General features: G+C 60.9%; 20 protein-coding genes. 12 read left to right on the top strand and 8 right to left on the bottom strand.

Annotated elements, in window-relative coordinates:
* Window positions 1-61: 61 nt before the first annotated feature.
* Window positions 62-694 carry a YitT family protein gene (locus ASD32_RS01635; protein ID WP_060636146.1) on the bottom strand — a complete coding sequence of 211 codons (633 nt, stop codon included), beginning with the start codon at window positions 692-694 and terminating at the stop codon, window positions 62-64.
* Between the two features lie 203 nt (window positions 695-897).
* Window positions 898-1,836: a methyltransferase domain-containing protein gene (locus ASD32_RS01630; RefSeq protein WP_060636145.1), complete on the bottom strand. Its 939-nt coding sequence runs from the start codon at window positions 1,834-1,836 to the stop codon at window positions 898-900.
* A gap of 162 nt (window positions 1,837-1,998) precedes the next feature.
* Here ASD32_RS01630 and ASD32_RS01625 point away from each other — a divergent pair, with 162 nt between their 5' ends.
* Window positions 1,999-2,265: a DUF6460 domain-containing protein gene (locus tag ASD32_RS01625; protein WP_060636144.1), complete on the top strand. Its 267-nt coding sequence runs from the start codon at window positions 1,999-2,001 to the stop codon at window positions 2,263-2,265.
* A gap of 1 nt (window position 2,266) precedes the next feature.
* Entirely contained in the window at window positions 2,267-2,770 is a 504-nt protein-coding gene (locus tag ASD32_RS01620) for a CAP domain-containing protein (protein ID WP_060636143.1), read from the top strand.
* A gap of 4 nt (window positions 2,771-2,774) precedes the next feature.
* Here ASD32_RS01620 and ASD32_RS01615 read toward each other — a convergent pair whose 3' ends face one another.
* Window positions 2,775-3,863, bottom strand: a complete 1,089-nt coding sequence (locus ASD32_RS01615) for a quinone-dependent dihydroorotate dehydrogenase (RefSeq protein WP_060636142.1) — start codon at window positions 3,861-3,863, stop codon at window positions 2,775-2,777.
* Window positions 3,860-4,207 (bottom strand): DUF952 domain-containing protein, encoded by a 348-nt coding sequence (locus ASD32_RS01610; RefSeq protein ID WP_060636141.1) that lies wholly within the window; start codon window positions 4,205-4,207, stop codon window positions 3,860-3,862. The genes ASD32_RS01615 and ASD32_RS01610 overlap by 4 nt, the downstream gene beginning before the upstream one ends.
* 131 nt (window positions 4,208-4,338) lie before the next feature.
* Between ASD32_RS01610 and ASD32_RS01605 the strand changes: the two genes are divergently transcribed.
* Window positions 4,339-4,776 carry a hypothetical protein gene (locus ASD32_RS01605; protein WP_060636258.1) on the top strand — a complete coding sequence of 146 codons (438 nt, stop codon included), beginning with the start codon at window positions 4,339-4,341 and terminating at the stop codon, window positions 4,774-4,776.
* A gap of 84 nt (window positions 4,777-4,860) precedes the next feature.
* Window positions 4,861-5,508 (top strand): response regulator transcription factor, encoded by a 648-nt coding sequence (locus ASD32_RS01600; protein ID WP_060636140.1) that lies wholly within the window; start codon window positions 4,861-4,863, stop codon window positions 5,506-5,508.
* On the opposite strand, the gene ASD32_RS29945 is transcribed toward ASD32_RS01600, so the two are convergent.
* The 3 genes from ASD32_RS29945 to ASD32_RS01590 form a co-directional block, all read right to left on the bottom strand.
* A complete protein-coding gene (locus ASD32_RS29945) occupies window positions 5,505-5,858 on the bottom strand; it encodes a helix-turn-helix transcriptional regulator (RefSeq protein WP_060636139.1) in 354 nt (117 codons plus the stop codon). The genes ASD32_RS01600 and ASD32_RS29945 overlap by 4 nt on opposite strands.
* Before the next feature lie 11 nt (window positions 5,859-5,869).
* Window positions 5,870-6,133 carry a type II toxin-antitoxin system RelE/ParE family toxin gene (locus ASD32_RS30520; RefSeq protein ID WP_280139398.1) on the bottom strand — a complete coding sequence of 88 codons (264 nt, stop codon included), beginning with the start codon at window positions 6,131-6,133 and terminating at the stop codon, window positions 5,870-5,872.
* Between the two features lie 204 nt (window positions 6,134-6,337).
* Window positions 6,338-9,838, bottom strand: a complete 3,501-nt coding sequence (locus tag ASD32_RS01590) for a NahK/ErcS family hybrid sensor histidine kinase/response regulator (protein WP_060636138.1) — start codon at window positions 9,836-9,838, stop codon at window positions 6,338-6,340.
* Window positions 9,839-10,078: 240 nt separating this feature from the next.
* Here ASD32_RS01590 and mscL point away from each other — a divergent pair, with 240 nt between their 5' ends.
* The 7 genes from mscL (at window position 10,079) to ASD32_RS01555 (ending at window position 16,833) form a co-directional block, all read left to right on the top strand.
* Window positions 10,079-10,507 carry a large conductance mechanosensitive channel protein MscL gene (gene mscL, locus ASD32_RS01585; RefSeq protein WP_060636137.1) on the top strand — a complete coding sequence of 143 codons (429 nt, stop codon included), beginning with the start codon at window positions 10,079-10,081 and terminating at the stop codon, window positions 10,505-10,507.
* 123 nt (window positions 10,508-10,630) lie between these two features.
* Window positions 10,631-11,797: a pyridoxal phosphate-dependent aminotransferase gene (locus ASD32_RS01580; protein WP_060636136.1), complete on the top strand. Its 1,167-nt coding sequence runs from the start codon at window positions 10,631-10,633 to the stop codon at window positions 11,795-11,797.
* A 95-nt stretch (window positions 11,798-11,892) separates the two neighbouring features.
* Window positions 11,893-12,885, top strand: coding sequence for a UDP-glucose 4-epimerase GalE (gene galE / locus ASD32_RS01575; RefSeq protein WP_060636135.1), 993 nt, complete (start codon window positions 11,893-11,895; stop codon window positions 12,883-12,885).
* 306 nt (window positions 12,886-13,191) lie between these two features.
* Complete coding sequence (gene rfbF, locus ASD32_RS01570; protein ID WP_060636134.1) at window positions 13,192-13,962, top strand: glucose-1-phosphate cytidylyltransferase; 771 nt, start codon at window positions 13,192-13,194, stop codon at window positions 13,960-13,962.
* Window positions 13,962-15,047 (top strand): CDP-glucose 4,6-dehydratase, encoded by a 1,086-nt coding sequence (gene rfbG / locus ASD32_RS01565; RefSeq protein ID WP_060636133.1) that lies wholly within the window; start codon window positions 13,962-13,964, stop codon window positions 15,045-15,047. The genes rfbF and rfbG overlap by 1 nt, the downstream gene beginning before the upstream one ends.
* A complete protein-coding gene (locus ASD32_RS01560; RefSeq protein WP_060636132.1) occupies window positions 15,044-15,607 on the top strand; it encodes a dTDP-4-dehydrorhamnose 3,5-epimerase family protein in 564 nt (187 codons plus the stop codon). The genes rfbG and ASD32_RS01560 overlap by 4 nt, the downstream gene beginning before the upstream one ends.
* On the top strand, window positions 15,604-16,833 hold the full coding sequence (locus tag ASD32_RS01555) for a class I SAM-dependent methyltransferase (protein ID WP_060636131.1): 1,230 nt from the start codon (window positions 15,604-15,606) through the stop codon (window positions 16,831-16,833). The genes ASD32_RS01560 and ASD32_RS01555 overlap by 4 nt, the downstream gene beginning before the upstream one ends.
* 92 nt (window positions 16,834-16,925) lie before the next feature.
* On the opposite strand, the gene ASD32_RS01550 is transcribed toward ASD32_RS01555, so the two are convergent.
* The gene (locus ASD32_RS01550; RefSeq protein WP_060636130.1) at window positions 16,926-17,231 is read right to left on the bottom strand and encodes a chorismate mutase family protein; all 306 of its coding nucleotides are present in this window, start codon (window positions 17,229-17,231) and stop codon (window positions 16,926-16,928) included.
* A gap of 175 nt (window positions 17,232-17,406) precedes the next feature.
* Between ASD32_RS01550 and ASD32_RS01545 the strand changes: the two genes are divergently transcribed.
* Window positions 17,407-18,624 (top strand): glycosyltransferase, encoded by a 1,218-nt coding sequence (locus ASD32_RS01545; protein WP_060636129.1) that lies wholly within the window; start codon window positions 17,407-17,409, stop codon window positions 18,622-18,624.
* The last annotated feature ends 53 nt before the right edge of the window (window positions 18,625-18,677 follow it).

The raw sequence follows: 18,677 nt of genomic DNA, 5'->3' as shown, positions 1-18,677 counted from the left end.
ATCGGCCCCCTCGTCACCTCGCTTTGCACGCGGCGTCTCCTCCGCCTGGAGGACGCGCGTTTTACAAAGCGATATAGCGGTCGGAGCGGTGGTTGATGGTCAGGAACAGATTGAGCACGACTGCGCCCAGTACCGAATAGAACACGACCGGCGGCGTGGTGACGAAGAAGGCGGCGGCCAGCACGCAGAGATCGATGGCAAGCTGCACAAGACCGGCGCGGATGCCGAACCGCTCCTGCATATAAATGCCGAGGATGCCGACGCCGCCAAGGCTGGCGCGGTGGCGATAGAGCGCCAGGACACCAAAACCCAGGAGAACGCCGCCCAGCAGCGCCGCCCAGGCCGGGTGGATATTGGCGATCTGGAACACATCACCCTGCAGGTTGGTCAGGACCGAGGTAATGGCGATGGCAATGAAGGTCTTCACGGTGAAGGCCATGCCGAGGCGCTTCCACGACAGGTAGAAAAACGGCAGGTTGAGCACGAAGAAGGCGAGGCCGAAATTGATGCCAAGCGCATAATGCAAGAGGAAGGCGACACCAGCGGTGCTGCCCGTCAGGAGACCGGCGCTGGCGAGCACGTAAAGGCCAAGGGCAGCGACCAGGCTGCCCGAAAAAATACCCTGCACATCCTCGACCGGCGTATGGCGCGTAGCACTGGTATTCCAGAAGCCAAGGGCATTGATAATGCTCATGTCACACTCTCCGAAGATGGCCAGGCCGCGCCCGGATAGCCCGGACGGCGATGTTGGGATGGAATGAAAATGCAGGTTCGCTCGCAACCGTTCTGATATTCACGGCTGGGTGCAGTGCAGCAATTATCGGGATTCTGCCCGTCGCAATCAAGCGAAATATGTAAGCAATACTGACCTATTTTAACTTCGCAAGAAAACTGCGTTCAGGCTGGTTTTCGCGTAAGGAACAGAATGCCAAGGACAGGTTTTCCGCCATCATTGCGAATGGGTGTTTTGCTGGCAGCGACGATCTCGAGTCCAAAGCGCTTGCAGAGGCCCTGGATATAGGTTTCGGAATGGGCGTAGCGGAGCGATGGACGCAAAATGAAATCGCCTTCTACACCGGCATCCTCGACGGAAAAAGCAAACAGGCCTGCGCGTCCCATCAGCTGTAGAGCGATGACGAAGACGCTGTCGAGGCGGCCCAGATACATCAGCACATCGGCGGCGCTGACCAGATCGGCGCGGTGCTCCGCCATGCCGGAAAATAGCCCGGACGTTTCCGGCGGCAGCGAAAGATCGGCTTGGGCAAGGTGATCATAAAGGCTCTTTTCCTGTGCCTTTGCCAGCATGTTGGCGGACAGGTCGAAGCCTTCCAGACGGTCCGCCCTGGCGCGGATGCGCTCGCCAAACAGGCCGGTGCCGCAGCCGAGATCGGCCACATCGGCAAACCGCATGCTGCCCGCATGTTCAGCGATCAGAGCCTCCAGCTTTTCCGGAACGCGATAGTCGAGCTTTTCGACAAGCGCCTTGTCGAAGCGGCCGGCATAGTCGTCGAACAGCTGCGCCACGTAGAGGCTCGACGGCTGGCCGGGAGCTTCGGAGTCGCCGAGAAGAGCGAGTTTCAAACCGGCCCCGAACATATCCTCCGGATTGAGCGTCAGAACTTTTTTGAGGGCGCTGATGGCTGCCTCTTTGCGGCCGGATTTCTCCTCATAGTCGGCGAGGCGGAACCAGCCGGCCGCCCAGTCGGGCGCAAGCTCCAGCGCCTGGGTCATTAGGTCGGCCGCGTCCATATGATCGCCGCTATCGGCGAGCATATGCGCATATTCGGCGCGGCGGTCGGCAATGAGATCGCCGGAGGAAAGCTGGTTGAGCATCATGATTCCGGGTCTCGATTGCGCGCCGCGTGTGACGGGCTTGGGCTTTAAGCGCTTGTGGCGCGCAAGTATGGAAATGGCAAGCGGCGATTTAACGGCGGTATCGATAGCTTGCAGCAAGGGCCATGGCGGCCTATGTGAAGAAAAACAGGAGAATCATGGGCCATGGCCGATGGAGTGAACAGGTTTCTGGGCGATTCGCCCCTTCGGGTCCTCGTCAAGCTTTTGGTGGTCTCGATCATCGTCGGCTTCGTCATGGCGGTTTTTGGATGGACGCCCTATGGCATCCTCTACACGGTGCGCGATTTCGTTCTCGATCTCTGGCATTCGGGCTTTGCAGCCCTTGGCCGCGTCGGCGACTATCTGCTCCTGGGTGCCGCCGTGGTGATCCCGGTCTTCATCATCCTGCGCATTCTCAGCTACCGGCGGTAACATGCACGATCAGACAGTCCTTGCTTCCCGCCGCACCTTCCTGCGCGCAGGCGCGGTTTTATCGCTCGGCCTTCTCGCCAGTTGCGGCACGCCCAAGCTCACCCCGAGCGGAGATGGCAGCGATCAGACGGATGCGACGCTCGGCTATATCAATGCGTTGAGAAAACAGAAGGGTCTGAAGCCGCTGGTGCGCGATCCGGCGGCGGCGCAAGCGGCCCTGTCGCAGGCGTCCCGCATGGCCAAGGCCGGAAAGATGTCGCATCTGATCGGCCTGGGCGACAGTTTCCTGTCGCGCATGAAGGACGGCGGCGTGGGGCTTCCGGCAGCGGAAAACATCGCTATGGGCCAGGACAGCGCCGAAAGGGCCTACGCCGCCTGGTTCAACTCGCCCAAGCATCTGGAGAATATGCTGGGCCCGAACTATAGCGGCCTCGGCGTTGGTGTGATGCGCAACCCGGCGTCTGGAAACCGGCCCTATTGGGCCATGGTGCTCTCTACAAGCTGACCGCTCAGGCGCTTCTGTCAGCCCAATACTCCGTGCGGCTGCCGCAGATATCGCTGATCGAGGCCAGCTTTTCGCGGTCGCAGAGGGCAGATAGGCCACGCACGATCTTGCCAGCCAGCGCCGGCCCCTCATAGACCATGCAGGAATAGAGCTGGACGAGATTGGCGCCGGCGCGGATCTTTTCCGCAGCCGTTTCGGCCGACGAGACACCGCCGACCCCGATGATCGGCAGATCGGCACCGACGCGCTTGCGCATCTTCGCCAGCACGATCGTGGATTTTTCAAACAGCGGCTTGCCGGAAAGACCGCCGCTCTCCCTGGCCTGCTGCTGGTCGCGCAGCCCCTCGCGCGACAGCGTCGTGTTGGAGACGATCAGGCCGTCAAGCGCATGGTCGAGCGCGACCGCAGCAATATCGTCCATTCCTTCCTCGGTCAGATCCGGCGCGATCTTCAGGAAGACCGGTACGCGGATGCCAGCTTTCCTCGCTTCCTCATCGCGCGCCGCAAGAACGGCAGACAGCAGGGCCGACAGGCTTTCGCGCGCCTGCAGGTCACGCAGGCCCGGTGTGTTCGGTGAAGAGATATTGGCGGTGAAATAGCGGGCGACACCATAGAAGGTGCGGATGCCGGTGACATAATCGGAAATGCGGTCGGCGCTGTCCTTGTTGGCACCGATATTAACGCCGATCATTGCGGACCGGGCACAGGATTTCAGGCGCTGGAGCGCTGCCTGATGGCCTTCATTGTTGAAGCCGAGGCGATTGATCACGGCCTCGTCCTCCACCAGCCGGAAGATGCGCGGCTTGTCGTTGCCGGCCTGCGGCTTTGGCGTCACAGTGCCGATCTCGGTAAAGCCGAAGCCGAGGCGCAACAGCGCTTCCGGGACCTCTGCATTCTTGTCGTAACCTGCGGCAAGGCCGACCGGATTGGCAAAGGAGAGACCGGCGACGGTCTGCGCCAGACGTGGATCGGCGGGGGCAGCACAGGCAGGCACGAGGCCGGTCTTCAGCCCCTTGATCGACAGGCCGTGCGCCGCCTCCGGATCGAGCAGGAAAAGGCCGCGGCGGGCCAGCGACTGGAACATATCGATCATTGGTCAAGCTCCGGAAAGACATGGGCGCCATCGGCATCGAGCGGCAGCGGCTTTTCCCAGATGACCGCGTCAAGCGGCAGGGAGGCATAGAGATGCGGAAACAAAGCACCGCCGCGCGAGGTCTCGTAAACCAGCGCCTCTCCCAGCTTTTCGCCATCGACCGCAACCAGCAGCAGGCCGTCCTGCCCTGCAAAATGCCGTGCAGCGGTCTCCTGTGCTTGGTCCCCAGTCGAGAAATGAATGAAACCGTCGGTCAGATCGATCGCAGTACCTTTGAATTCTCCGCTTGCGCGCGTATCCTGCCATAGAGTTGCCGGAACGATTTTATAGATAATGCTGCTCATGCCGGCGTTTCCTGGAACTGTGGACGATCTCATTGCGGGATTGCCGCAATCTTTTGAAAATGTCCACCGGCAAGCGTGACGCGGCCCTGATTTTTGACGGGCGCCGTATAATGTCGATCAAGGAGAATGCGATGAACAGGATGCTGATGCCGGTAATAGCCCTTGGCGGCATGGTTGCGGCGTCTGCCGTGGCGGCGCAGGAACCGGCGCCCGGGCGCTATGCCATGCAGAAGACCGATAGCGGTATCGCGCGGCTGGATACGCAGACCGGCGAGGTCTCGCTCTGCCAGGAAAAGGACGGCGATATCGTCTGCCGCATGGCGGCCGACGAGCGAACGGCCTTCGAGCTGGAGCTTGATTTGCTGACCAAGCGCGTCGAAACCCTGGAAAAAGCCGCCTCCGACGGCACGCTGGGCCTCAAACCCAAGCTTCCGACCAAGGAAGAGATTGACCAGACGATGGGCGTCATGGAAAGAATGATGCGCAGTTTCATGGGAATTGTGAAAGATCTGGAAAGCGGGGACAAGCCGCCGTCGGACAAGACGGAGGACGTGCCTCAAAAGACCTGACCGGATCTGGACGTCACTGCGGAAGAATTGGAGGATTTTTCCGCCGTGGCAGGCCTTCGGGCCAGGCTCTGGGGAGGGAGCGTCATGACATCAGGATTGACCATCATCATTGCGGATGACCACCCGCTGTTTCGCGGCGCCATGCGCCAGGCGCTGGGCGGCATGCCGGGCAATCCGGCGATCATCGAGGCCGGCGATTTCACCTCCGCGCGGCAAGCGGCGATCGGCAATCCATCGGCCGACCTGATGCTGCTGGATCTCACCATGCCGGGTGTCAGCGGCCTTTCCGGGCTGATTGCGCTTCGTGCCGAGTTCCAGAGCCTGCCCGTCATGATCGTCTCTGCCCATGACGATCCGGCCACCATCCAGCGCGCACTCGAACTCGGCGCCTCCGGTTTCCTGTCCAAATCCGCAGGTATCGACGAAATCCGACAAGGGATCGACACGGTCATGGCCGGCGATATCTTCACGCCGCCGGGCTTCCAGCGCGGCATGGAGCACGAGCCGGAAGTGGCCGCCCTTCTGCACCGTTTGCAGACGCTCACCCCGCAGCAATCGCGCGTGCTTGGGATGCTCGCCGAAGGCCTGCTCAACAAGCAGATCGCCTACGAACTCAGCGTTTCCGAAGCAACCATCAAGGCGCATGTCTCGGCCATCCTGCTCAAGCTCAATGTCGACAGCCGCACGCAGGCGGTCATTCAACTGGGCAAGATTTCGGCTGTGGCGGCTTAACGTCCCGTCGCCAGCTTTGCCGGCGCGATATGCGTGTTGATATCACCACGCTCCTGGTTCGATTGATGGATGTCGATAACGATGTCCCTGCCGAGCAACGACAGGGCGCGCATCAGCCTCCAGACGGAATAGTCACCCACATTGCCGTTGACGATTCTCGATATATCGGGCTGCTTCAGATTGGTCAGTTCCGCAGCCGCCTTCTGGCTCAAGCCCTTGTCTTCGACGGCGACAGCGATCTCGTTTGAAAGCAGGAATTTGACCCGCATTTCTGCGGGGTCACTATAGCCGCGGTCCTTGAGATAGTTCCCGCTTCCCAATTTGGTTGGTCCAGCTGCTGCATCCGTCATTGTCTTTGAGCCTATTCCGATTGCCTTCGTCTTTGCCGTGCGTCGTAACGTTCGCGCAGCAACACCCGATTTCGGGTATAGAACTGGTCTGCCTGACGTTTTCTCTCCAACAGCCGGACAACCTGTTCTACCGGAATCTCGCCGCCCTGTTTCGACTTCTTCATGCCCGCGTCGATCAGGATCACTACCTCGTCGTAGGCCGCAAGGTAGTATGTCCGGTATGTGTTGCTGTCGTGAAAGACGCGGAGCTCTTCGATCCCTTCGCATTCCCCGATAGCGCCTGGTGATGTCTTGCGGGCAGGCGCCGAAGGTTCTGGACTGCGGTTATCCGCGCATCGAATGCTTCAATCACTTCAGCGGGTGCGCCAGGTAGTCCTCTTCGACACGCGGCGACAGGAACAGCACCTCTTTAATATCGATCGCATCGTCCGACGTCATATCAATACGAATATAGCAATTTCACTATAATTCAATACTGTTTATTCCGCCGCCGCCTTCATCGATACCGACAGCTGCGTCAGCCAGGCGCGCATCGAGGCCGGGCGGACGGGTTTGTTTTGCAAGGTGATGCCGTCGCGCTCGGCGCTTGCGCGCACTTCGGGGGAGCGGTCGGCGGTGACCAGGAGTGCCGGAATATCGGTGCCGGAATGAAGCCGGATGGCGCGGATCATGTCGATGCCGGTGCCGTCGTCGAGGTGATAGTCGGCAATGATCGCGTCGGGGCGCAGGTCTTGAGCGGTTAAACTGCGCTGCCAGACATCGAGCGACGGTGTGGTCGTCACGCGGCAGCCCCAGCCCTCCAAAAGCAGTTTCATGCCTTCCAGGATCAGCGGCTCGTTGTCGATGCACAGGACACGCAGGCCATGCAGCGGCTCGACGGTGCGGATCGGATCGGATGGCGTGATCCGGGCGCTGCCCGCAGCCGTCCGGTCGATCGGCAGGGTGACGCGGAAGCGGGTGCCCTTGCCGGGCTTGGATTGCAGATCGACGCTGTGATTGAGAACGCGCGAAATGCGATCGACGATTGACAGGCCAAGGCCAAGTCCGGAGGCGGTCTTGGCGCCCTCGTCGAGGCGGGCGAACTCCTTGAAGACGGTGCGGAACTTGGACGCGGGGATGCCGATACCGGAATCGAGCACCTGGATGACCGCATTGCCGTTTTCGCGCCGCACGCCGACGAGGATCTTGCCCGTCAGCGTATATTTGATCGCGTTGGAAACGAGGTTCTGCACCAGGCGGCGCAACAGGTTGGGGTCGGTGCGCACGGTGAGCGATGTCGGCATGACGGTGAGCTTGAGGTTGGCAGCACGGGCAACCGGCGCAAAATCGGTCTCGATCCGCCGCAGGAGGTCGTTGAGCGGCACCGATTGCAGGCGCGGCTTCATGGCGCCGGTATCGAGCCGCGAAATATCGAGAACGGCCCCGAGGATGGTCTCCACCGATTCCAGCGAGGAATCGATATTCTGCACCAGCGCGCTGTTTTCCGATTCGCCGAGACGTTCCACCAGCGACGACGAGTAGAGGCGGGCGGCATTCAGCGGCTGCAGGATATCGTGACCGGCAGCGGCAAAAAAGCGTGTCTTGCCGATATTGGCCTCTTCGGCAGCGGCGCGCGCCTCGGCGACTTCCTTGTTGACGCGGGTGAGTTCTCCCGTGCGCTCGGCAACGCGCAGTTCCAGCGTCTCGTTTGCCTGTTTCAGCGCCATGTCGGCGGCCACGCGATGGGTAATGTCGGTATAGGTGGTGACGATACCCTTGTCGGGCATGGCATTGGTGCGCACCTCGATGATGCGGGCGCCGCCTGACAGTTCGAGCAGGAAGGGTTTGTCGAGCGTCAGGAAATTGGCAATCAGCCGCTTGCCGTCATCCTTGCGGATATCGCCGCGCTGGGTCAGCATCGAAACGATGTCTGCGAGCGGAAAACCGACCTGTCCGGCACTTTCCGGCAGGTCGAGCAGCTGGCGGAACCGGCGGTTCCAGATGATCAGGTTGTTGGAGCTGTCGAAGACGGCGATGCCCTGGTCCATCTGCGAGAGTGCGGTCTGCAGCATGTCCTGATTGTATTGCAGCGCTTCAGATGCCTGATCGAGCAGCCAGGCCGTGTCCGACGAGGTGTCGTCCAGCCGCTGCAGCAGGAGCGATAGAACGAGACGTGCGGACGAGGAGCCGATGGCGCTGCCGAGCAGCTGTTCGGAAAAATGGATCAGCCCCATATCGGCCGGCAGATGATCCTCCAGCCAGCGGCCCGTCTGGCGCTCATAGGTCTGGAAGGAGCGCTGCATCCTTTCCTGGCCGAGATAGCGGGCGATGGTGGTCTTCAGATCCAGCACGGTGATCTTGGTCTTGCGCCCGCGAAAGGCTTTTTCGCTGCGCGATTTGCGGCGGATGAAGACGCCGGCCTGCAGCCGCTCCAGCGGCTTTGGTGCGCGCGTCAGCGAGCCGACGACATAGGCGATCACGTTGACCAGCAGGCTGAGCGCCGAGGCATTGACCAGTGGATCGGCGTCGGCGCCGGAAAACAGGGTGGTGAAGGGGAAGAGAAAGCCGAGAACGGTTGCCGCGACATGCGAATTGTCCGGTCCGCCGAGGCTGGGCAGAAACAGGAGATAGGCCCAGACGAAAAATCCGAGCGTCATCCCGGCGATGGCGCCGCGGGCATTGGCCTGGCGCCAGACGAGACCGCCGAACAAAGCCGGCGCCATCTGCGAGATAGCGGCGAAGGCGAGCAGGCCAAGCGAGGCAAGCCCCGCACTCATGTCGGCGGAGCGGTAATAGGCGTAACCCAAAAGCAGCACCACGAAAATCGCCGTGCGCCGGACATTGAGCAGGGTACCGGCCACATCCTGCGAGCCGCCGCGGCCCATCAGGTTGCGCCGCAGGAATACCGGCATGATGATGTCGTTGGAAATCATGATCGACAGCGCGACAGATGCGACGATGACCATAGCCGTCGCTGCAGAAAACCCGCCGATGAAGGTGATCATGGTGAGCACCGGAATATCTGCCGCCAGCGGCAGCGTCAGCAGGTAGAGATCGGCATCGCCGGTACCGGCAAAGGTCAGCACGCCGGCAATCGCCACAGGCAGCACGAACAGGTTGATGGCGACGAGGTAGATTGGAAACAGGATGCCTGCGGTGCGCAGGTCCTTTTCCGTCCGGTTTTCCACCACCGTCACATGGAACTGGCGCGGCAGCATGATGATGGCAAAGGCGGACAGGACGACGAGCAGGATCCAGCGCGGCAGCGGCGTCTGGTAGTGCAGTGCCGTCATCACCTGCTGGTTGGCCAGCGCCTTGGCCCAGAGGTCGCTTGGACCGTCAAACAGGAAGAAGACCACGTAGATCCCGGCCGTGACCAAAGCGAGCAGCTTCACCACCGATTCCATAGCAATCGCCAGGATCAGTCCGTCCTGATGTTCGGTCGCGTCGGTATGGCGCGTGCCGAAGACGATGGCGAAGCAGGCGAGGAAGAGCGTGACCAGCAGCGGCAGGTCGATGAAGTCCTGCCCCGAACCGATGCCGTAGCCGCTGGTATCGACCAGTGCCGAGACCGAGCTGGAGACCGCCTTCAGCTGCAATGCGATATAGGGGATGGCGCCGACCAGCGAGATCAGCGCGACGATGGCCGCAACCATCGGGTTCTTGCCGTAGCGCGCGGCGATGAAATCGGCAACGGAGGTCAGCTTTTCGGCCTTGGCAAGCGCGATGATGCGGCGGATCACCGGCAGGCCGATGGTGAACATCAGGATCGGGCCGATATAGATGCCGGTAAATTCGAGGCCGCGCTCGGCGGCAAGCCCGACGCCGCCGAAATAGGTCCAGGACGTGCAATAGATCGCAAGACTCAAGGCATAGACCAGCGGCCTGCCCTTGCCCGCAGGTGCGGCCTTCCAGGCCTTGCGATCGCCATAACTTGCCACTGCAAACAGCAGCAGCAGGTAGCCGAAGGCGGCAGCGAAAATGATCGAGCCCGAGAGCATGTCTCCTCCTTCTCCCGTGTGAAGCATAGGACAAGACGAGGGGGAAGAAAATCGGGTCCGCCTAAGCCTTAAGTCAAAGAAACGGCGGCTCTTTCCGCATCGAATCGTGATAGGCCACGCCACGCTATTTTTGATCGCATGATTTACATGATTTCGATTTCGGCTAGCATCCGGTTTGTACCCGGTTGCGTCAGAACAGGCTGACACAGCTGGTTTAAGGCCAAAGACAAGGAGAGAGTAATGATAAATGAATTCAAGGCATTTATTGCCCGCGGCAATGTCATGGACCTTGCCGTCGGTATCATCATCGGCGGGGCTTTCACGCTGATCGTCAATTCGCTGGTCAATGACATCATCATGCCGATCGTCGGCGCGATCATCGGCAGCATCGATTTTTCTAATTTCTTCATCCCGCTCTCCAGCACCGTGACCGCGACATCGCTTGCCGCCGCGCGCGAGCAGGGCGCTGTCTTTGCCTATGGCAACTTCCTGACCGTAGTGCTGAACTTCCTCATTCTCGCCTGGATCATTTTCCTGCTGGTCAAGGCCGTCAACAGGATGCGTGCTTCTCTCGAAAAGCAGAAGAACGAAGAGCCGGCAGCACCGCCGCCGGTGGACGTCCAGCTCCTCACCGAAATCCGCGACCTGCTGAAAACGCAGCGCGTATAGGACGCGTTGCGCGGTCTTCAGGCGGGTTCGATACATCACCAGAATCGATAAATCCGTCACCGAATATCGCGTGATCGTGATGTGAAAAACAGCTAGAAGCGGCGGGCCAACAGGAGCCCGCCGATGACCATACTTGCCAGCCTCAGCCCTCGATCCCTGTCCGCCCCGGAAAGCGGCATCGTCGAACTGGTCAATTATGCGCGCGGACGCGATGGGCTCATTCCGCTCTGGGTCGGCGAGGGGGACCTGCCGACACCGGATTTCATTTCCCAGGCAGCCCAGGATTCGTTGAAGGCCGGCGAGACCTTCTATACCTGGCAGCGCGGCATCCCGGCCCTGCGCGAGGCGCTGTCGCGCTATTACCAGCGCCATTTTTCCAAAACCCTGTCGTCCGACAATTTCTACGTCACCGGTTCGGGCATGCAGTCGATCAAGCTCGCCATTGAAGCGGTGACTTCGCCGGGCGACGAGATGGTCTTCCTGACACCGGCCTGGCCGAATTTTGCCGCCAGCGCCGAACTGTCCGGCGTGCGCGCAGTCGCGGTGCCGCTGAGCTTCGAAGACGGCAAATGGCAGCTCGACATCGGCAGGCTGGAAGCGGCGATCACCGGAAAAACCAAGGCGCTGTTCGTCAACACGCCCTCCAATCCGACCGGCTGGACGGCCACGCGGGAAGATTTGCGGGCCATTCTGGCGCTCGCCCGCAAACATGGCCTGTGGATCATGGCCGACGAGATCTATGCGCTCTATTCCTACACTGGCGATCGCGCGCCATCCTTCCTCGACGTGATGGAAGACGACGAGCGCATCCTGTTCGTCAATTCGTTTTCGAAGAACTGGTCGATGACCGGCTGGCGGGCAGGCTGGATCGTGGCACCGCCGGCGATCGGCCAGGTGCTGGAAAATCTCATTCAATATTCGACATCGGGCGTGGCGCAGTTCATTCAGGCGGGTGCCGTGGCGGCGCTGGACCAGGGCGATGCGTTCGTTGCCGAAAACGTCGCCAAGGCATCGCGCTCGCGTGAAATTCTGTGCGATGCGCTGATCGCCACCAACCGGGTGCAGACGCTGAAGCCCGATGGCGCGATCTATGCCTTCCTGAAGATCGATGGCGTCACCGATGCGCGCCGCGCAGCGCTCGATATCGTTGATAAGACCGGGGTTGGCCTGGCGCCGGGGACAGCCTTCGGCGAGGGCGGATCGCTGTTCATGCGCGCCTGTTTCCTGCGCGATCCCAAGCAGATCGCCATCGCCGCAGAACGGCTGTCAGGCTATATCGCCGCGCTCTGATCCTTGGCCCCGCAATCAGTTCCTGCACATAATCCTTGTGAATCGCGCCGCGAACGGGTTTTATCCCGCTCACTTCAACAGCGCAGGAGCAGGCAATGGCAGTATTGGTAACGGGCGGCGGCGGTTATATCGGCAGCCACATGGTCTGGGCATTGCTCGATGCCGGCGAACAGGTCGTCGTCATCGATCGCCTCTCGACCGGCTTTCGCTGGGCAATCGCGCCTGAGGCCCGTTTCTATGAAGGCGATATTGCCGACACGGCGCTGATGCAGCAGATCTTTGCCGACAATGAAATCGATTCCATCATTCATTTCGCCGGCTCGATCGTCGTGCCGGAATCGGTGGCCGATCCGCTCGGCTATTACGAGAACAACACGGTCAAATCGCGCAGCCTGATCGCCAGCGCCGTCGAAGCCGGTATTCCCTATTTCGTGTTTTCCTCGACCGCGGCCGTCTATGGCACGCCGGATGTGCTGGAGCCTGTGACCGAAAGCGTCAACCTCAAGCCGGAATCGCCCTATGGGTCGTCGAAGCTGATGACGGAGATCATGCTGCGCGATACGGCTGCCGCCCATGCCTTCACCTATACGGCCCTGCGCTATTTCAACGTCGCCGGTGCCGATCCGAAAGGCCGCAGCGGCCAGTCGTCGGCGCTCGCCACGCATCTGATCAAGGTTGCCTGCGCAACCGCACTCGGCAAACGGGACTCGATGAGCGTCTTCGGCACCGATTACCCGACACCGGACGGAACCTGTGTGCGCGATTATATCCATGTCTGGGATCTGGTTCAGGCGCATCTGAAGGCGCTGCAGCGCATGCGCGCCGGTGGCGGTTCGCTGGCGGCCAATTGCGGTTACGGTCATGGCTTCTCGGTGCTCGAAGTGCTCGATGCGGTGCGCAAGGTGCATGGGCAGGATTTCCCCGTCACCTTCTCGCCGCGCCGCGCCGGTGATCCCGCCATGATCGTCGCCAACCCGGCCTTGGCCAAGCAGGAGCTTGGCTGGGTACCGCAATATGACGATCTGAACGGCATCATCCGCAGTGCGCTGGATTGGGAATTGCATCTGATGCGCAAGAATTCCTTCTGAAAGAGTGCATGTGAGCCATCCTCGGCGGCTTCGGCCGGGGCGCCATCGGCAAATCCGGCCGCCGCTCCAGTTTGACGACAGCTTCACGCTCTAGAGTGCCGGTCAGAATAGGCTGACTGGACCCGGAGCATGATGGAGCTTTTGCGTTTGAAAAACCCTATGACGGCAAGGCCTAGGGCTCTGCAGTCAAAGGTGGCGCTTCGTCTCCAGTCTGTCCGGCCGCTCGCAAACAGCAATTTTGCGCCCTCCCGCCCAGCCATCGCCGGTTCCGCCTGCGATCGTCTTGGCGTTTAAGCGGAGGGGCGGATGAAAGCTGTCATTCTCGCCGGCGGCCTGGGGTCGCGCATTGCCGAAGAAACGCATCTGAAGCCTAAGCCGATGATCGAGATCGGCGGCCGGCCGATCCTGTGGCATATCATGAAGCTCTACTACGCCCATGGCGTGCGTGACTTCATCATCTGCTGTGGTTTCAAAGGCTATGTGATCAAGGAATATTTCGCCAATTACGGCCTGCACATGTCGGACATCACCTTCGACCTGTCGCAGAATTCGATCGAATTTCATCGCCAGAGCGCGGAAAACTGGCGGGTGACGCTGGTCGATACCGGCGAAAACTCGATGACGGGCGGCCGGTTGAAGCGGGTCGCCTCCTACCTGAGGGATGACGACGCTTTCTGCTTCACCTATGGCGACGGTGTCGGCAATGTCGATATCGGCAAGACCATCGCCTTCCACAAGAGCCACGGAAAGCAGGCCACGGTGACCGCCGTTCGCCCCCCGGCGCGCTATGGCGCCCTGCAGCTGGAAGGCACCGAAGTCCAGGGCTTCATCGAAAAGCCCGAAGGCGAGGGCGGCTTCATCAATGGCGGCTTCTTCGTGCTGTCCCCCCGCGTCATCGACCGGATCGATGCGGATCATTCAAGCTGGGAAGGGGATCCCCTGATGGGATTGGCCCGAGACGGCGAGTTGCAGGCTTATTTCCACGAAGGCTTCTGGCAGCCGATGGATACCCTGCGCGACAAGAACCATCTTGAAAACCTGTGGCAGAGCGGCGCCCCACCCTGGAAAACCTGGTGATGACGATGATGAACGAATTCTGGCGCGGCAAAAGAGTTCTGGTGACCGGCCATACCGGCTTCAAGGGCAGTTGGCTGGCGCTGTGGCTGCGCGAACTGGGCGCCGACGTGTCGGGCCTGTCGCTTGCGCCGCAGACAGAGCCGTCGCTGCATCGTCTGCTCGGCGGCGGCATGGACGGCCCCGGCATTATCGATATTCGCGACCGCGATGCCGTGACGCATCATGTGTTGAAAACCAAGCCGCAGATCGTCTTCCATCTGGCTGCCCAGGCGCTTGTGCGCGCCGGTTATCGCAATCCGGCCGAGACCTACGATATCAACGTCATCGGCACGGCCAATCTGCTCGACGCCCTGCGGGTCTCAGAAGATGTGCGCTCGATCGTGGTGGTGACCACCGATAAGGTCTACCACAATGCCGAGAACGGCCTTGCCTTCATGGAGAGCGATCCGCTCGGCGGCCACGACCCCTATAGCGCCAGCAAGGCGGCAGCGGAAATCGTCGCGGCAAGCTACCGCGCCTCGTTCTTTGCACCCCGCAGGATCGGCCTTGCCACGGCACGCGCCGGCAATGTCATCGGCGGCGGCGACTGGGCGCAGGACCGGCTCATCCCCGATGCGGTGCGGGCCTGGCAGGACGGCGCCACCTTGCAGGTCCGCCGCCCGCGCGCCGTGCGCCCCTGGCAGCACGTGCTTGAGCCGCTCGGCGGCTATATGGGATTGGCCGAGCGCCTGTGGCAGGCGCCAGATGGCATCGAGAGCTACAATTTCGGCCCGGATCACGGCGAAGCGGCCTCCGTCGGCTCTGTCCTGAAAATGGCGGAACGGCATTTCGGCGGCGGCGCGATGGTGCTGGGCGACGGGACGGACGGGCCCCATGAAGCCGGTTATCTGGTGCTCGACAGCGCCAAGGCGCGCGCCGATCTCGGCTACCAGCCGCGCTGGCGGCTCGCGGAAACCGTCAAGCGGACCATGGAATGGTACAGATCGCAAGGCGAGGGGCAGGCGGCACTGGATTTGTGCCTTGCCGACATCCGCGATTTTGCCGGGCTTACCGTCCGGAACGAACCTTTGCGGGCGGCCGGATGAGCGCGCGGTTCACGGCGCATGTCACGCCACTTGAGGGGCTTGCCGTCATCAGCCGCAAAACCCTGTCGGACGACCGGGGTTTCCTGTCGCGGCTGTTTTGCGAAGAGGATATTGTTCCCTTTGGCTGGCAGGGGCATATCGCCCAGCTCAACGAAACCGGTACGCGCCACAAGGGCACGGTTCGCGGCATGCACTTCCAGCACCCGCCCCATGCCGAGATCAAGCTCGTCACCTGTACGCGCGGCCGTGTGCTCGATATCGCCGTCGATATCCGGGCGCAATCGCCGACATTCCTTCAGCATTTCGCCGTCGAACTGTCGGAAGACAATGCCTGCTCGCTGCTGATCCCCGAAGGTTTTGCGCATGGGTTCCAGGCGCTGACTGATGATGTGCGCATGATCTATGCCCATTCCAAGCCCTATGCGGCGGCGTCAGAGGGCGGTCTCAATCCGCAGGACCCCGCACTTGGCATCGGCTGGCCGCTGCCGGTCGTCAACCTGTCGCCGCGCGATCAGGCGCACACGCTGCTATCACCGGATTATCGGGGGATCGCCGCATGAAATGCCGCCACTGCGGATCAGCGCATATGGTGCCCTTCCTGGATCTCGGCACCGCGCCGCCGTCCAATTCCTATGTCAATGCCGATGCGCACCACCTGCCGGAACTCTGGTATCCGCTGGTGATCCGCTGCTGCCGGGAATGCCGCCTGGTGCAGACCGAGGATTTTGCCGATCGCGAAACGTTCTTTTCCTCAAGCTATGCCTATTTCAGCTCGTTTTCCACCTCCTGGCTTGATCATGCCAAACGTTATGTCGCCGATATGCAGGCCCGTTTCGGCCTGAACGGGACCTCCCATATCGTCGAGGTCGCCGCCAATGACGGCTATCTGCTGCAATATGCGCAGGCGCGCGGCATTGGCTGCCTGGGCATCGAGCCGACGGCAAGCACGGCGGCGGCAGCGCGCGCGAAGGGCATCGAGATTGTCGAGGAATTCTTTGGCGCCGAACTTGGCGAAAGGCTGACTGCGCAAGGCCGTTCCGCCGATCTGACGGCTGCCAACAACGTGCTGGCGCATGTGCCCGATATCAACGATTTCGTCGCAGGCTTTGCGCGGCTGCTGAAGGAAAACGGGGTCGCGACGTTCGAGTTTCCGCACCTGCTCAACATGGTTCGCGAGGCGCAGTTCGATACCGCCTATCACGAACACTATTCCTACCTGTCGCTGACAGCGGTCAACCGCGTTTTTGAGGCGAACGGCTTGTCCGTCTTCGATGTCGAGACGACGCCATGGCATGGCGGCAGCCTGCGGGTGTTTGCGCAGCGCAGCGATACCGGCACCCACATCGTGACGGCAGCGGTCGCGGCCACGCTGGCTGAGGAGCAGGCGGCGGGCATGCTGGACGATGCCTTCTACACCGGCTTCCAGGCGGCGGCGCAAACCGTGCGCGATGGCTTCCTGACATTCCTGATCGAGAGCCGGCAAAAAGGCCTGAAAGTCGCAGCCTATGGCGCAGCCGCCAAGGGCAATACGCTGATCAATTTCTCCGGCGTCAAACCCGATCTGCTTGCCTTCGTCGTCGACAAGAACCCGGCCAAGCAGGGCTTCCTGCTTCCCGGAAGCCGTATTCCAATCGTTACGGAAGAATTTCTAAAAGCTGAAAAACCGGAAAGAGTGGTGATACTGCCATGGAACCTTCAGGCCGAAATCAGGCAGCAACTTTCGTATATCAGCGATTGGGGTGGCAAGTTCGTGACCGCAGTGCCGGAACTGACGGTGCACCCGTAGCAGACGGCACCCATGCCGTTTTGCCCGATGTCGTTGCCGAAATGCCGGTCAAGAAGGCCGACGCGGCCAACGTCGAGACCGGTTGAGCGCGGCTATTTTCCGCTTTCGCCGAGAATATCCTGCTCGTGCGCGATCGAATGCCGGATCAGCCGCGCCCAGATTTCTTCGTAGAAATCCGGATCCAGCCCCGCCGCCTCCGCGCTCCGGCGGGCATTCAGCCGGACTTCATCGACGCGCGAGGGGATGTCGGCCTTGAGCCCTGCCGGTTTCTTGATCTCGGCCGCGCGGCCGATATAGCCCCAGCGTTCCTGAAAGAGCGCCATCAATGCCTGGTCGATCCGGTCGATCTCGACGCGGATCTCGCTCATCGATGTGCAGTCTGCCGGACGTTTGTGCATGCTGGTCTCCGGATGTCTTCCTGGCGGCTTTGCGCGCATCGCAAGACCGCATCAGCACGCTGCTTACCAAGCCACCGGCGCCGTGAAAAGCCGAAAACCGGAGCCGATGTCAAAGGGCCGCGGGCAAGCCTCGCAAAAGCCTTCGCCGCTAGTCTGCGGCAAACGGAGAAACTTCATGTTCGCCCAGCCGAAACTGACGATTTGTGTGCCCTCGCGAAACCGCCAGCGGTATTTCCAGGAAACGATCAGAAGCCAGTTGATCAACCTGCGCACGGATGTCGAATATGTTTTTGCCGATAATTCCGATGATGCCGGGATCATGAACGGTTTCATGCAGGATATTCTGGGCGATCCACGGGTCAAATACTTGCCTTCGGTGGACCGCGTCCTGTCCATGGTCGAAAACTGGGACCGTTGCGTCGAGGCCGCCACCGGCGAATTCGTCTGCATGATCGGCGACGACGACTATGCCGACCCCGATGTCGCCGACCTGATTGCACGCACGCAGGCCGAATATGCCAAGGTCGATGTGATGGTCTGGAGCCGGTTGACCTATAATTGGCCGGGCAACCGGGAAAAACGCTGCAATGTCTCCGTTCCCTTGAAAACCGGCGTCCACAAGATCCCGCGCGCCGCGCTCTACCGGGAGTTCTTTTCCTGGAAAGGCGACAAGGCGACACCCAACATGGCGTTCGGCTTCTATCACGGCGCCGTCTCCATGCAGGTGATGAACAAGATCAAGGGCCGTTTCGGCGGCAAATATTCCGAATATCCGACGGTCGATTTCGAAAATGTCTGCAAGGTTCTCGTCACGGCAGAGCATCTTTTTTATTCGGAACGGCCGTTTTCGGTGCTGGGATCCTGCGCCGAGAGCAATTCCGCCAAGTTGACGCAACTCGCCAACGCGAAGGAGCGCAACGCACTGTTCATGAGCGAATCGGGCCGGAATATCGACGAAGACCCGCATATGAAGGCGTTTCCCTTTCCATCGATTCTGGGGCTGGCCGCCTGCATCGCCCAGGTGCAGAACTGGTTTTTGACGACGTACGGCTACAAGCCGATCGCCGGTTGGGAAGCCAATTTTGCAAAAGCCTGCGGCCTGAGCTGCAGCATGATGGATGATCGTGCGGCTTACGAAACCATCGCGGATGGATACAGAGCCGTCTTCGCGCGCTGGAAAGGCGGCAAATATCTTAAGGATTTCAAGCCGGTGGACTATATCCATCGCCCCGACACCGGCTTCTTCACGGGCATTTCCGACGATATGCTGTTGATGGATGAGGAGATCGGTGGGGTCGAGACGCCGATGGAGCTCTATCAGCTGGTCGAGCAGGTGGTCGCGCCAATGCACGAACTCACCTTTAAATCGCACGAGACGTTCAAGGCAGCGTGAGGCAGCCCCACGAAAGCCTTCGGCGATAGGATCTGTGATGGCCCTGTCTGCGG

The sequence above is a fragment of the Rhizobium sp. Root483D2 genome (assembly GCF_001426685.1).
GTDB lineage: Bacteria > Pseudomonadota > Alphaproteobacteria > Rhizobiales > Rhizobiaceae > Pararhizobium > Pararhizobium qamdonense.
This window is presented reverse-complemented; position numbering and strand designations above follow the sequence as displayed.

What these genes read in the sequence shown, in the direction of transcription:
- ASD32_RS01620 (WP_060636143.1), top strand. Translation starts at nt 2,267, where the DNA reads ATGCACGATCAGACAGTCCTTGCTTCCCGCCGCACCTTCCTGCGCGCA.
- ASD32_RS01580 (WP_060636136.1), top strand. Translation starts at nt 10,631, where the DNA reads ATGACCATACTTGCCAGCCTCAGCCCTCGATCCCTGTCCGCCCCGGAA.
- ASD32_RS01635 (WP_060636146.1), bottom strand. Translation starts at nt 694, where the DNA reads ATGAGCATTATCAATGCCCTTGGCTTCTGGAATACCAGTGCTACGCGC.
- ASD32_RS01600 (WP_060636140.1), top strand. Translation starts at nt 4,861, where the DNA reads ATGACATCAGGATTGACCATCATCATTGCGGATGACCACCCGCTGTTT.
- ASD32_RS01605 (WP_060636258.1), top strand. Translation starts at nt 4,339, where the DNA reads ATGAACAGGATGCTGATGCCGGTAATAGCCCTTGGCGGCATGGTTGCG.
- ASD32_RS01550 (WP_060636130.1), bottom strand. Translation starts at nt 17,231, where the DNA reads ATGCACAAACGTCCGGCAGACTGCACATCGATGAGCGAGATCCGCGTC.
- ASD32_RS01560 (WP_060636132.1), top strand. Translation starts at nt 15,044, where the DNA reads ATGAGCGCGCGGTTCACGGCGCATGTCACGCCACTTGAGGGGCTTGCC.
- rfbG (WP_060636133.1), top strand. Translation starts at nt 13,962, where the DNA reads ATGACGATGATGAACGAATTCTGGCGCGGCAAAAGAGTTCTGGTGACC.
- ASD32_RS01545 (WP_060636129.1), top strand. Translation starts at nt 17,407, where the DNA reads ATGTTCGCCCAGCCGAAACTGACGATTTGTGTGCCCTCGCGAAACCGC.
- ASD32_RS01555 (WP_060636131.1), top strand. Translation starts at nt 15,604, where the DNA reads ATGAAATGCCGCCACTGCGGATCAGCGCATATGGTGCCCTTCCTGGAT.
- ASD32_RS29945 (WP_060636139.1), bottom strand. Translation starts at nt 5,858, where the DNA reads ATGACGGATGCAGCAGCTGGACCAACCAAATTGGGAAGCGGGAACTAT.
- ASD32_RS01630 (WP_060636145.1), bottom strand. Translation starts at nt 1,836, where the DNA reads ATGATGCTCAACCAGCTTTCCTCCGGCGATCTCATTGCCGACCGCCGC.
- ASD32_RS01615 (WP_060636142.1), bottom strand. Translation starts at nt 3,863, where the DNA reads ATGATCGATATGTTCCAGTCGCTGGCCCGCCGCGGCCTTTTCCTGCTC.
- ASD32_RS01590 (WP_060636138.1), bottom strand. Translation starts at nt 9,838, where the DNA reads ATGCTCTCGGGCTCGATCATTTTCGCTGCCGCCTTCGGCTACCTGCTG.
- ASD32_RS01625 (WP_060636144.1), top strand. Translation starts at nt 1,999, where the DNA reads ATGGCCGATGGAGTGAACAGGTTTCTGGGCGATTCGCCCCTTCGGGTC.
- ASD32_RS01610 (WP_060636141.1), bottom strand. Translation starts at nt 4,207, where the DNA reads ATGAGCAGCATTATCTATAAAATCGTTCCGGCAACTCTATGGCAGGAT.
- galE (WP_060636135.1), top strand. Translation starts at nt 11,893, where the DNA reads ATGGCAGTATTGGTAACGGGCGGCGGCGGTTATATCGGCAGCCACATG.
- mscL (WP_060636137.1), top strand. Translation starts at nt 10,079, where the DNA reads ATGATAAATGAATTCAAGGCATTTATTGCCCGCGGCAATGTCATGGAC.
- rfbF (WP_060636134.1), top strand. Translation starts at nt 13,192, where the DNA reads ATGAAAGCTGTCATTCTCGCCGGCGGCCTGGGGTCGCGCATTGCCGAA.